Origin of the sequence: Sinomonas humi (assembly GCF_000802235.1) — a bacterium.
GTDB lineage: Bacteria > Actinomycetota > Actinomycetes > Actinomycetales > Micrococcaceae > Sinomonas > Sinomonas humi.
Window position 1 is genome coordinate 1 of sequence record NZ_JTDL01000082.1, and the last position, 12776, is coordinate 12776.

Annotated in this window: 12 protein-coding genes; 4 read left to right on the forward strand and 8 right to left on the reverse strand. The window is 66.9% G+C overall.

Annotated elements, in window-relative coordinates; translation table 11 throughout:
• Together LK10_RS05950 and hrcA are read right to left on the reverse strand one after the other, a co-directional pair.
• On the reverse strand, window positions 1-721 hold a 721-nt coding region (locus tag LK10_RS05950; protein ID WP_043121112.1), incomplete at its 3' end, for a DnaJ domain-containing protein.
• Between the two features lie 12 nt (window positions 722-733).
• A complete protein-coding gene (gene hrcA, locus LK10_RS05955) occupies window positions 734-1747 on the reverse strand; it encodes a heat-inducible transcriptional repressor HrcA (protein ID WP_043121114.1) in 1014 nt (337 codons plus the stop codon).
• Window positions 1748-1997: 250 nt separating this feature from the next.
• On the opposite strand from hrcA, the gene LK10_RS05960 reads away from it, so the two are divergent.
• Together LK10_RS05960 and LK10_RS05965 are read left to right on the forward strand one after the other, a co-directional pair.
• Complete coding sequence (locus LK10_RS05960; protein WP_043121117.1) at window positions 1998-2843, forward strand: DUF3097 family protein; 846 nt, start codon at window positions 1998-2000, stop codon at window positions 2841-2843.
• A 50-nt stretch (window positions 2844-2893) separates the two neighbouring features.
• Entirely contained in the window at window positions 2894-3298 is a 405-nt protein-coding gene (locus LK10_RS05965) for a DUF4870 domain-containing protein (protein ID WP_043121121.1), read from the forward strand.
• 15 nt (window positions 3299-3313) lie between these two features.
• Here the strand turns inward: LK10_RS05965 and hemW are convergent, their stop codons facing one another.
• A complete protein-coding gene (gene hemW, locus LK10_RS05970; RefSeq protein WP_043121125.1) occupies window positions 3314-4564 on the reverse strand; it encodes a radical SAM family heme chaperone HemW in 1251 nt (416 codons plus the stop codon).
• 45 nt (window positions 4565-4609) lie between these two features.
• A complete protein-coding gene (gene lepA / locus LK10_RS05975) occupies window positions 4610-6463 on the reverse strand; it encodes a translation elongation factor 4 (RefSeq protein ID WP_043121127.1) in 1854 nt (617 codons plus the stop codon).
• 317 nt (window positions 6464-6780) lie between these two features.
• On the opposite strand from lepA, the gene rpsT reads away from it, so the two are divergent.
• Entirely contained in the window at window positions 6781-7041 is a 261-nt protein-coding gene (rpsT, locus tag LK10_RS05980; RefSeq protein WP_043121129.1) for a 30S ribosomal protein S20, read from the forward strand.
• A gap of 173 nt (window positions 7042-7214) precedes the next feature.
• On the opposite strand, the gene holA is transcribed toward rpsT, so the two are convergent.
• On the reverse strand, window positions 7215-8243 hold the full coding sequence (holA, locus tag LK10_RS05985; protein ID WP_043121131.1) for a DNA polymerase III subunit delta: 1029 nt from the start codon (window positions 8241-8243) through the stop codon (window positions 7215-7217).
• Window positions 8244-8504: 261 nt separating this feature from the next.
• Here holA and LK10_RS05990 point away from each other — a divergent pair, with 261 nt between their 5' ends.
• On the forward strand, window positions 8505-8747 hold the full coding sequence (locus LK10_RS05990) for a hypothetical protein (RefSeq protein ID WP_052207012.1): 243 nt from the start codon (window positions 8505-8507) through the stop codon (window positions 8745-8747).
• Between the two features lie 222 nt (window positions 8748-8969).
• On the opposite strand, the gene LK10_RS05995 is transcribed toward LK10_RS05990, so the two are convergent.
• From LK10_RS05995 to LK10_RS06005, 3 genes are all read right to left on the reverse strand, one after another.
• Window positions 8970-10280: a ComEC/Rec2 family competence protein gene (locus tag LK10_RS05995; RefSeq protein WP_197061867.1), complete on the reverse strand. Its 1311-nt coding sequence runs from the start codon at window positions 10278-10280 to the stop codon at window positions 8970-8972.
• A 491-nt stretch (window positions 10281-10771) separates the two neighbouring features.
• Complete coding sequence (locus tag LK10_RS06000) at window positions 10772-11614, reverse strand: ComEA family DNA-binding protein (RefSeq protein ID WP_081998313.1); 843 nt, start codon at window positions 11612-11614, stop codon at window positions 10772-10774.
• A 125-nt stretch (window positions 11615-11739) separates the two neighbouring features.
• Window positions 11740-12759 (reverse strand): DegV family protein, encoded by a 1020-nt coding sequence (locus LK10_RS06005; RefSeq protein WP_043121134.1) that lies wholly within the window; start codon window positions 12757-12759, stop codon window positions 11740-11742.
• Between the last annotated feature and the right edge of the window lie 17 nt (window positions 12760-12776).

Sequence of the window (12776 nt, forward strand, 5' to 3'; positions counted from 1 at the left end):
CCCCCCCCCCCGTCCCCGCCTCCCCTTGGCCGGCAAGCTGGATGCGGGTTCCCGTCGAGACGCCGGCCGGAATCTTGACCGTGAGGGAACGCCGGCTGCGGACCCGGCCCTCCCCGCCGCACTCGTTGCAGGGATTCGGGATCTCGGTGCCGAAGCCGCCGCACGAGGGGCACGTCGCCGTCGTCATGACCTGGCCGAGGATCGAGCGGACGGCGCGCTGAACGTGCCCACTGCCGTGGCACACGCTGCACCGCACGGGCTGCGTTCCGGGCTCGCAGCAGGAACCTTCGCACCGGGAGCAAAGGACAGCTGTATCGACCTCGATCTTCTTGTTGACGCCGAAGACGGCGTCCTTGAGCTCGATCCGCACTGCGATGAGAGCGTCTTGCCCGCGACGCACCCGCGTCGCCGGACCAGTCTGAGCCCCTCCCCCGCCGAAGAAAGTCTCGAAGATGTCCTGGAAGGCGAAGCCCGCCCCGTTGTACGCGCCCGAGAACCCGTTGTCCGTGCCGTTCTCGTTGCCGGTCGCGTCGTAGACGCGGCGCTTGTCCGGATCGGAAAGCACCTCGTAGGCATGGGTCACAGCCTTGAAGCGCTCCGACGCCTCGTCGCCCGGGTTCACGTCCGGGTGAAACTTGCGGGCCAGCTTCCGGTAGGCCTTCTTGATCTCCTCGCCGCTCGCATCCGGTGATACGCCGAGGGTTTCGTAATGGCTGCTCACTGTCTTCTTTCTCTAGCTTCCGGCGAGGATCTTCGAGAGGTACCGCGCAACCGCGCGCACCGCTGCCATCGTGGCCGGGTAGTCCATCCGTGTCGGGCCGAGTATGCCGATCTTGGCGTCGTCCCGACCGTACCCGGTTGCCACGACCGAGGTCTCGGCGAGCGAATCGGCGGCGGTCTCGTGGCCGATGGCCACTGCCACGCCTCGCGCATCGCTTGCCATCTCGGACAGGAGGCGCAGGAGCACTACCTGTTCCTCAAGGGCTTCGAGCACCGGCGAGATGCTCAGGAGGAAGTCGCTGTTGGACCGTGCGAGGTACGCCGTACCCGCGGTCACGATCCGCTCTTCGCGGCTCGCCGCGGCAAGCGCTGCAAGGCCGGCGGCGAGTTCTGCCGCGACGGGACGATCCTCAGGGAGGAGCGAATCCATCGTGGCCGCCACATTCGCCCCAACCTGCGAGACCGGCTTGCCTGCCGTTGCTGCAAGGAAGCTCTGGCGCAGCACCGCTAGGCGGTCGTGGTCGAGGTCCTCCCCCAACGTCACGACCCTCTGTTCGACCGTGCCGCTGTCCGCGATGAGCACGAGCAGGACCTGCCGCGGGGCGAGGCCCACCGCCTCGACGTGCCGCACGCGTGCGCGGCCCAGCTGGGGATACTGCACGACGGCGACCTGATTCGTGAGGTGCGAAAGCAGCCGCACGGTGCGCTCGAGAACGTCATCCAGATCGTCGGCGCCTTCCAGAAGGGACTGGATCGCGTGCTTCTCCGCAGACGAGAGCGGGCGCACCGCCGCGAGCTGGTCGACAAACACGCGATAGCCCTTGTCCGTCGGGACGCGCCCGGCGCTCGTATGGGGCGCAACGATGAGGCCTTCGTCCTCGAGGGCGGCCATGTCGTTGCGGATCGTTGCGCTTGAGACTCCGAGACGATGGCGCTCCACGAGGGCCTTCGAGCCAACAGGCTCCCGATAGTGGACGTAGTCCTCGACGATCGCCCTCAGGACCTCGAGTTTGCGTGGCTCGTTCATTCCACCTCCTCTGCGGGCAGTAACCAGCGCTTTGACGCGCCTTCCGTACAGGACGTTCATCAAATCCTTAGCACTCTCTCTACCCAAGTGCTAGATCTATTATGCGCCCTTCCGCGCGTACACCCGGGGCATCAGGACACGCGGCCGGAAGGGCCGAAGGCTTCGCCTTCCCGCCACTAGCATGAAGGCCGACCCAGTTCTGGACCGATCCAGCCCTGAGGTGCGTCAGTGCAAGGAGGCGAAGGACCGGATGTCCTACTACGACCAGTGGGGGCCGGCTGAAATCGCCGCCCCGAAGAAGAGCGTCCTGCCGGAGGTCGCGATCGAGTTGGGCATGGTGCTCGAGGACAGCCAGACAGGCTGGGTGGGTGCTGTCACCCGCGTCGAGAAGTCTGGCGGCATGCACGTCTTCAGCCTCGAGGACCGGCGCGGCAAGACGCGCTCGTTCGAACTCGGCTACGGATTCCTGCTCGAGGGGCGTCCGGTCCGGCTCGCTCCTCCTGCCCCGCGGCAGAAGGCGGTGGTTCCCAAGCGGACCGCGTCGGGTTCCGTTGCAGTCGAAGGCGCTCGGGCGAGAGTGGCCCGGGCAAGCCGCATCTGGGTCGAGGGCAAGCATGACGCCGAACTCGTCGAGAAGGTCTGGGGCGACGATCTCCGCCTCGAGGGCATCGTCGTCGAACCCCTCCACGGCGTCGACGATCTCGCAGCCGCCGTCGCTGACTTCCGGCCTGGCCCCGAGAGACGCCTCGGCATCCTCGTCGACCACCTCGTCGAAGGTTCGAAGGAAACACGGATCGCAGAAAAGGCTCTCGCGGTAGCCGGGGCGCCAGGGAACGTCCTGATTGTGGGGCACCCGTACGTGGACGTATGGCAGGCCATTCGACCGCAGGTCCTAGGGATTCCGGCGTGGCCCACAGTTCCCCGCGGGCTCGACTGGAAGACGGGCATCCTCCGTGCCTTCGGGTGGCCCCACGAAACGCCCGAGGATCTCGGCCTCGGCTGGCAGCGGCTGCTCAGCGCGGTCCGCACGTACGCCGATCTCGAGCCGGCTCTCCTCGGCCGCGTCGAAGAGGTCATCGACTTCCTGACCGCCTGAGTTCGGTATTCTGAGGGCCAAGACCCTGTCCCCGAATGCAAGGAAGTGCTGTGTCCCAGAACTGGCAGGATCACCGTGAGCCCCAAGGGGGCCGGCTCGGGAAGGTCGGAGGCGCCGAGCCTTTCACCGCCAGCGAAGACCGTCAGTGGGCCACGCTCGCGCACTTCGGTGGAATTCTGGGCTGCGTCCCGTCGCTCCTCGTCTACCTCTCCTTCAAGGATCGGGGGCCGTTTACCGCCCAGGAGTCGAAGGAAGCCCTCAACTTCACGCTGCCCCCAACGATCGCCGCGCTCGTGCTGAACCTGTTCTCCTTCATCCCCGTGATCGGCGTCTACTTCGCCGTGGTGGCGACGCTCATCTGGGTGGGCCTTGCGATCCTGTCCGTGACGGCAGGCATCGAGGTCAACCGCGGGCAGCCGTTCCGCTATCGATTCAATCTGCGCTGGATCAAGTAGGGCTCGTAGTTCAGCTCACGGCATGAGGCGGCGCACGACCGCGTCAGCGAGGAGCCTGCCCGCAAGGGTGAGCACGAGGCGTCCCCTGAACGCAGTCGGCCCGTCCACGAGGCCTTCCGCGATGAGTCCCGCGACCTCGTGCCTGGAGGTGGGCGGAAGGACTTCGATCGGGAGGCCCGTGGCGAGCCGCAACTCAAGGATTATTCGCTCCTCGAGGCGCGTCGCGTCGTCGAGCGTCTCACGTCCCGCCGCTGGCGAATCTCCTTGGCCCAGACGCGCCGCATAGGCGCGCGGGTGCTTGACGTTCCACCAGCGGACGCCGCCGACGTGCGAGTGCGCACCCGGCCCCACGCCCCACCAGTCCCCGCCACGCCAGTAGGCGAGGTTGTGCTGGCACTCGAATCTGCCGTTCTCGGGGCCGTCGCCTGGCACGCCGCGCGCCCAGTTGCTCACCTCGTACCAGTGGAACCCCGCGCTGCCGAGCACGGTGTCGGCGATCTCGTACTTGGCCGCATGGTCGTCGTCGTCGACGTCGGGGACCTCGCCCCGGCGGATTTGGGCGGCGAGGCGCGTGCCCTCCTCAACGATGAGGGCATAGGCGCTCACGTGGTCCGGCTCGGAGGCGAGCGCGGCATCGAGGGACCGACGCCAGTCGTCCATGCTCTCCCCGGGAGTGCCGTAGATGAGATCGAGGCTGACGTCGAGCCCTGCGTCCCGCGCCCAGCGGACCGCCTCGGGAACCCGGCTCGGGGTATGCGTCCGATCGAGAACACTGAGGACATGTGGGACGGCCGACTGCATGCCAAAGGAGACGCGCGTGAACCCAGCCTCACGCAGCGTGAGGAGGGCTTCAGGAGTGACGGAATCTGGATTGGCTTCGGTCGTGACCTCTGCGCCCGGCGCTAGGCCCCACTCACTCACGGCTGCCTCGAGGATGGCGGCGAGGTCGCGGGCCGGCAGGAGGGTCGGGGTGCCGCCGCCGAAGAACACGGTGGACAGACGACGCCGGGGCACGCCTGAGGCGTCAAGCGCTCGGGCTGCGAGCCGCACCTCGCCGACGGCCGTCTGGGCGTACTCGTTCTGGGAGGCGCCCCCGCCCAGCTCAGCCGCAGTGTACGTATTGAAATCGCAATAGCCGCACCGTACGGAGCAGAACGGGATGTGCGCGTAGAGCGAGAAGCCCCGCGCCTCGGCGCCGATGCCCGCCTGGGCCGGCAGGACGCCGTCGGCCGGCGCCGGGTCCCCGAGGGGAAGGCTGCTGGGCAACCTAGGCCACCGCCTTCCGGGCAGCCGCACCGAAAACGTGCATGTCTACTTCTTGGCCTTGTCCTTCGATTCGTCCGTGGTCAGCGCCGCGATGAACGCCTCCTGGGGAACCTCCACGCGGCCCACCATCTTCATGCGCTTCTTGCCCTCTTTCTGCTTCTCCAAGAGCTTGCGCTTACGCGTGATGTCACCGCCATAGCACTTCGCGAGGACGTCCTTGCGGATCGCCCGGATGTTTTCACGAGCGATGATGCGCGAGCCGATGGCGGCCTGAATCGGCACCTCGAACTGCTGACGAGGTATGAGCTCCCGGAGCTTCGACGTCATCATGACGCCGTAGGAATACGCCTTGTCCCGGTGTGTGATGGCGCTGAAGGCGTCGACCTGCTCTCCTTGGAGGAGGATGTCCACCTTGACGAGGTCTGCCGCCTGCTCCCCCTCGGCCTTCCAGTCGAGCGAGGCGTACCCTCGCGTCTTCGACTTGAGCTGGTCGAAGAAGTCGAACACGATTTCCGCGAGCGGAATCCAGTAGCGCAGCTCGACCCGGTCCTCAGACAGGTAGTCCATGCCCTTCATCTGTCCGCGGCGCCCCTGACAGAGCTCCATGATCGCGCCGACGAACTCGTTGGGCGCGAGAATGGTCGCTGAGACCATCGGCTCCCGGACTTCCTTGACCTTGCCCGTCGGGAACTCGCTCGGGTTGGTGACCGTCACCACCGATTTGTCCTCGAGCGTGACCTCGTAGATGACGTTCGGGGCCGTCGAGATGAGGTCGAGGTTGAACTCTCGCTCGAGCCGCTCGCGCACAATCTCGAGGTGCAGAAGCCCGAGGAAGCCGACGCGGAAGCCGAAGCCCAAGGCTGCCGACGTCTCGGGTTCGTAGACAAGAGCTGCATCATTGAGCTTGAGCTTGTCGAGGGCATCCCTCAGGTCTGGATAGTCGGAGCCGTCCAGCGGGTACAGGCCCGAGAAGACCATCGGCTTGGGATCCTCGTAGCCGCCCAGGGACTGGGCGGCAGGGCGCGAGAGGTTGGTCACGGTGTCACCGACCTTGGACTGCCGCACGTCCTTCACGCCGGTGATGAGATAGCCGACCTCGCCGACCCCGAGGCCCTTGCTCGGGATCGGTTCGGGAGAGATGACGCCGATCTCAAGGAGCTCGTGGCTGGCCTTGGTGGACATCATCTGGATCCGCTCGCGCGGCGAGAGTGCGCCGTCGACAACGCGCACGTAGGTGACGACTCCGCGGTAGGTGTCGTAGACAGAGTCGAAGATCATGGCCCGAGCGGGAGCCGTCGCGTCGCCGACCGGGGCGGGGATGTCCTGAACGATGCGATCGAGGAGGCCCTCGACACCGACGCCGGTCTTGCCGGAAACCTTCAGGACGTCAGCAGGGTCCCCACCGATGAGGTTGGCGAGTTCTTCGGCGTACTTCTCGGGCTGCGCGGCGGGGAGGTCGATCTTGTTCAGGACCGGGATGATGTGCAGATCGTTCTCCATGGCGAGGTACAGATTGGCGAGCGTCTGGGCCTCGATACCCTGCGCTGCGTCGACCAGCAGGACTGCGCCCTCGCACGCGGCCAGCGATCGGGACACCTCATAGGTGAAGTCGACGTGGCCGGGCGTGTCGATCATGTTGAGCGCATACGAGACGCCTTCGACCTCCCACGGCATGCGGACAGCCTGGGACTTGATCGTGATTCCGCGCTCACGCTCGATGTCCATGCGATCGAGGTATTGCGCCTTCATGTCCCGGGGCTGCACGACGCCAGTGAACTGCAGCATTCGGTCCGCGAGGGTCGACTTGCCGTGGTCGATGTGGGCGATGATGCAGAAATTGCGGATGATCGACGGATCGGTCGCGGCGGGCACCGGTGCGGTGCGGGCCTGTGGAGACACCCTGTACGTCCTCTACTGCTGTGCGGCTGTTAGTGCTGTGCGCCTGTTACTGCTGAATCCAGCTATCCTGTGCCAGCGGGGCAATGCTGACTTCCCAGTCTCCCACGGATCCAGTCCCGACGGAGAGCCCTGAAGCTTCGCCGCGCCGTCGCGAGCGAAGGCGGCGGGATGTCTTCGGTCTGCTAGGATTGTCTGCTGTGTGTCCGTGCAGGTCGACGGGCACTGATGGCCGGCCGCCAAAGGCATCCCCACGCCGCTCAGTCGAGGCCGGTCTGAAAGCCCTCTAGACCCTGTTAGCAAAACAAGAAAGTTCACACGTGGCGAACATCAAGTCCCAGAAGAAGCGGATTCTCACCAACGAGAAGGCCCGCCAGCGCAACATGGCCGTCAAGTCCGAGCTCAAGACCCTCATCCGCTCGGTCAACGCGGCTATCGAGGCATCCGACAAGGATGCCGCGAACTCGGCGCTGCTTCGTGCGACCAAGAAGCTCGACAAGGCTGTGAGCAAGGGCGTGATCCACAAGAACCAGGCGGCGAACCGCAAGTCTGCGATCGCCAAGAAGGTCAGCGCGCTCTGACACACCCGTCAGGCAACGGCTGGGGCCGGGCATCCTTGCGGATGCCCGGCCCCAGCTGGTTAACGGGGCCAGCTGGTTAAACGGCCCCACTTGGTTGGACGGCCCCACTTGGTTGGACGGCCCCACCTGATTGGACGGGCGGCGTCGTCGTCGGGGCGCGACCAGCGCGCGGCTCACCGGGCCCGCGCAGAGGCGCTCACGACGGCGAGGGCCCGTTCGACGGCATAAGCGGGGTCTCGAGCGAGTCCCTTCACTTCGGCATCCGCCTCGGCGACAGCTCGGATCGCCGTCGCAAGGCTCTTCGGTGTCCATCCCCGGATGTCGCGCTGAGCCTGCTCTACGAGCCAAGGCTGCAGGCCAAGCGTACGGGCGATGCTCTGGGACGATCCGTTCTCTCCCGCAACTTTCGCAAGCGTTCGCAGCTTCGACCCCACGGCGGCGACGATCGGAACCGGATCCACTCCGGTCTCGACTGCGTGACGGAAGGTGGACAGGGCCAGAGCGGCGCGTCCTGCGAGTGCGGCATCGGCCACCTTGAAGGCGGTTGCCTCGACGCGGCCGCCGAAGTACTTCTCAACCGTAGCGACGTCGACGGTCGAGGTCGCATCGAGCTGGAGCTGGCTGCACGCTGCTCCCAGTTCGGCCAGGCTGCTTCCAACCGCCGCCACAAGCGCATCGATCGCATCCCGCTCGATGCGACGCCCCGAGCCCTTGAACTCGGCCGCGACAAATGCAACCTTGTCTGCGTCTCTCTTGAGCGGCTGGCAGTCGACGACGGGTGCGCCCGAGCCTCGCACGGCGTCGAGGAGCTTCTTCCCCCGCGTTCCGCCTGCGTGCCGAAGGACGAGGACGATGTCTGGCTCCGGCGCGGAGAGGTAGGCCAACGCGTCTTTCAGGAAGTCCTCATTCATTGATTCGAGGCCGCTCGCCTCGATGTACTTCTGCTCACCGAACAGGGACGGTGACGCCGCAAGCAGGAGCGTTCCCGGCGCGTAGGTCTGCGCATCGAGGCGTGTGAGCTCGAGATCGGGATGCGCGGTCCGCGCCTGTTTCCGTATTGAATCCATGGCGCGAGCCGCGAGATAGTCTTCGGGGCCAGAGACGAGCACCACCGGTGCGGGAGCGGCGTTCCTGAAGTCGATTCCAGCTGAGGAGGGGCTTGAGGGACCCAGTCGCGGGGTCCGCCGTCCGGCCGCTGCCATCACGATCCTGTTCCTGCCGCAGTGGGGTTCACTGGACAACCTTGCCACGGGGGTGTCGCGTGGCCAACTCGGTAGGGCAGTTCCGACTGCCAGTCTCGGCACGGTTCTAGTCCAAAAGTGACTTCCTTACTCACCCCGGGTTCGGATCCTGTTCATCTTGTGGCAAAGGGAGATGGGTAGGCTCGCAGGCACCTGATGAGAATTGCCGTACGGGGACGTCTCCCCTGCTGCATGAGATTGGCTGCACGGAGGAAGCACGAGATGAATGAACTGGCCGAAGCGTGGGCTAGCGGGCCAATCCGAATCCGTTTCGAAGGAATCGGGACGATCACCCTTCCGCCCGCGGACACCCTTGCCTTCCTTGGGGGCGCCTCCCTCCTTGCGGCCATCGGACTTATCGAGTGGCCGATCGCCGTGATCGCTGTCCTCGCGCGCCTCCTGACGCTCTCACGCCGCAGTCAGAGCCTGCGGGGGGTGGGCGAAGCCTTGGCCCTCCTGCGCTAGTCAGGGAACAAGAAGGCCGCACCGCGGCGACTACAGGCCATTCGAGGACGCCTACGACGCCGGCCGCCGCGAGACCGCCAAACCACAGGAGCCGCTTCGGCTCCATGAGCTCGTTCATCGCCGGAATCTGCGGGCAATTCGCCCTACTTCCGAGCTGCCCCTGGGGAGGGAGCGCTCCTGCATCGGCCCACCACGTCGAGCCTGTGGCCGGTAGATTCATGCTCAAGTCGGAGGTGTTCGCGCTGCTCGACGTCGATGCCCGAGGCCGCAGACGAGAGCCGCCGTGGCCAGGGACACGAGCGCCATTCCCACGCTGCCGACAGGTCCCCCCGCCCAGGGGAGCCGGGCCCCTGGCAGGCCCGCGAACGCGTGTGCGGCCCCCGCAAGCAGCTCTGCCGGAAGTCCGGCGAACGCGGTCGCTACGAGTGCAATCGGCGCGCACAGCGGCCCTGCTGCGAGGGCAAGGGTTGCACCGACGGTGATCGGCGGGACGAGCGGTGCGACCGCGAGGTTGGCAGCGAGCGACCATGTCTGGAACGAGGGCTCGAGCAGGACGACGACCGGCCCGCAGAGGAGCTGCGCCGAGAGTGGTACCGCGACGGCCGCTGCAAGCCACGCCGGCAGACGTGCAGAGAGCCGCGTCGCGAGCGGGCGAGCGATGAGCGTGATCCCCAAAGTGGCCAGGACGGACAGGGCGAAGCCGAAGCTGAGGGCGAGCGCCGGGTCGGCCAGTACGACAGCGATGATCGCTGCCGAGAGGGCCGCCGAGCCCGCACCAGTGCGCCCTGAGGCAAGGGCCATGAGGGAGACGACTCCCATGGCACCAGCCCGGAGGACACTGGGCTCCGGGCCAACAATCCCGACGAAGCACACCAGAACCACGCCGGACACACCATGCACCACTTTCCGCGGCAGTCGGAGCGCCCTGAGGAACAGCACGACCGTCCCCACGACAATGGCGAAATTCGCCCCGCTAACGGCGGTGAGATGAGTGAGGCCCGCGACGGACATAGCGCCTTCGAGCTGGGGATCGAGGCGGCTGCGGTCGCCGACCGCGAGGGCGGGGACGAGGCCGGCGGCGTTGGCCGGGAGCCAGGCCGAATGGGTGCGCAGCCCCTCTCTGGCGGAGGCGCGCCATCCAGCTGCGGCAGCCGGAGGAGCGATTTCCCTTGGAGACCCCTGCGCCGTGACAAACGCCGTCCCGGGGCCTCGAGGGGAGACTCGCACAGCCACCTCAACCCGCGTGCCCGCAGCCAGACCTCGAAGGTATTCGCCGCCGGCCAGAATCACGCGCGCGGAGGCACTGAACCGTTGGCCGTCCCTGACGGCGGCAAGAAGCCGTGCGTCTGTCATGTATCTTGGCCCGGTTGCGAAGCGAGCGGTGACTGCCTGCCTCCGGGGCTCGGAAAGGATCTCGAGGGAAGCCATTGCTGCTCCCCCTTCGGAGATGAGCGTGCCGGCAGGGCCAGCGGTATCCGCCGAGAGACGCGCGGCACCCGCTATGAAGCCGACACTTCCAGAAACAGCGGTCACGACAGCAATCATCGCGAACTTATGTCCCCAGTCACGCACGGCCTTTCCGCCGCCGCTCCGACAGAACAAGCAGGCAGAAGCCTTCATCCGCCGATGCCGGGCGTGTCTTCTAGCCGATGCTGCGACTGCCCAGGCTCCGGCGATGACAAGCAGGGTGCATGATCCCAATGCCCAAGTCCAGCGATCCCCTTCTCCGAGGCCAAGGGAGGCGCTCGCCGGTGGCCAGGCAGCCCCCGCCCAAACGGCCGCGGCGGGCGGGAGAAGCCGTAGATCCCTCCATCCCCGATGCTCCTGCCCATGATCGCCGTGGTTCGACGTGTGCCCTCGAGCCACGCGAAGCGCCAACCATTCCCGCAGAGCCTCGAGGCCGCCCCCAACGTGGCTCTGGGTGCGCGGTCTGACATACGCCGGATCGGCGTCCGCCTTGCCGGTCGCCGAATCAACGTAACGCCGCCAGGCTTTCCGAGACGCGCAGTTCAGCTGCCTCCTGCTCACACCGTTACCAGGGGCAGTAGGGAGTCAAGCATTTTCGAACCGATGCCCGGAACGGCGTCCAGATCCTCGGGAGAAGAGAAGCGTCCGTGCTGCTCGCGGTACTCGACGATCCTCCGCGCGAGGACGGGCCCCACGCGCGGAAGCTGAGCGAGTTCCTCGGCGCCTGCCGTATTGAGATTGACCTTCGTGCCCGGGCTTGCCGAGCGGTTGTCCGCGGCGCCGGCTCCGCTTCCCACTCCGGCCTCGACTGCCTCACCGCGGCGCGGAACCGCAATCCGCGCTCCGTCTTCCACCTGCGCGGCAAGATTGAGACGATCCGCTTCCGCATCGGGCAGGGGTCCTCCGGCGGCGGTGATGGCGTCATGGACGCGGCTTTCCTTGACTAGCTGGTAGACGCCCGGCTTGGCGACGGCTCCCGCAACATGGACGACGACGATCTGGACACCGGCCGCTTCTCGGCTCGCCGTCATCCAGCTCCCACCACCGCTGGATGTTCCCCCGTCCGTGGATCGAGGGGCGTTGTGCGGCTCGGCCGGACTGACCTCCGGCGGGGACGCTGCGGTGGACCACCACCAGAGCCCGGCACCGATGCCCAGAACGCACAGGACGAGGGCGGCGAGCCCTCCGGAGAGAATCCAGCGCCGCGCCTCTGCCGAGCCCACTTGCTCATCGGCCTCAGGGGACTCGTCCGGGTCCGGGCTCTCCGGGAACCGGGCCGCCAGCAAACCCTCGTCTTCGGGCTCCCGCAACCAAGGGGCTTCGCCCTGACTGCCCGGCCCAACCACGCGGTCCCAGCGGTGCCGCGCCCTCAGGCGCTCGCCGCGTTTCCGTCGTCCCATGCTGCAACCTTGGCAAGAAGGGCGGTGAGCTGGGGCGGCAAGCAGCGGCTATGTGGACGTACACGCGCGAGCGCGTGGCTGGAGGAGGAAAACCCAACTAGTCCTCCACAGTCGTACGGCCCCGATCAGCCTTTCGTGGCTTCCGCAGGATCTGTAGCTTCGCCGAATCGGCCCGTGACCACAATTGCGAGGACGCCGAGCCCAGTGTGCGCCGCGAGGACGGCCGGGAGCGGTGTGACAACGATCTTGGCTTCCCGCATAGAGGAGGATGTGGCTTTCAGATCCAGCTCCTGGACGAGTTCATGGGCAAGCTCCTCAGCCTCGGAACGATTGCCGAAGTAGTGAACAGCGAGCCTAGGGGTGGTGCGCCTGCGCGCGTCTGCCGTTGAGAGTTCGCGCAGCCGAGGGAGGGCCCGGGCGCTCGTCCTGATCCGCTCGAGCGGGACTATCTTTCCATCCTGGACCGCGAGCAGTGGACGGATGGAAAGCATCGTGCCTACCCATGAGGCGGCGGCACCGATCCGGCCGCCGCGCCGCAGCTGCTCGAGGCTCGGAAGGAAGAAGCGGACTTCGGCACCGTCCAACGTTCCGCGGGCCGCGGCAAGCACTGCTTTCTGGTCCTGCCCGGCCGCGGCGGCACTGCAGGCAGCCTGGACGGCGAAGCCCTGTGCCATGGCGGCGGTGCGCGTATCCAGGATCTCCACCGGCACATCTACCCGCTCCGCTGCGAGCCGCGCGGCATCCGCCGTGCCCGAAAGCGCCCCCGAGAGGTGGATCGACACGACCGCTTCGAACCCCTCGGCTTCGAGCCGCCGGTAGACGCGCTCGAAAACTCCGGGAGCGGGACGGGAAGTCTTCACCGGCCTTCCGGCCGCCAACGCTATTCCGAGTGCAGTTTCAGCCTCCGGGCCGTCCGGGAAGATCTCGTCCCCCGCCATGACCGAGAGGGGAACTGCTTCGAACCAAGGCTCGGCCTCCGCTGCCGCGAGCCACTCGAGCGGGAGTCCGCACGCGCTGTCGGTGACGACGGCGGTGCGGACCCGCGTCTGGCTGGCGGGCCGAAGTGCCGAGAGCCTCAGGCGGCCGAGACGCTCCCAAAGGAAGCGGTCGCCCAGCCACCAAGGCGCCGGGGGGCGCTCAGTCAACCGCTCCCCCGATCGCT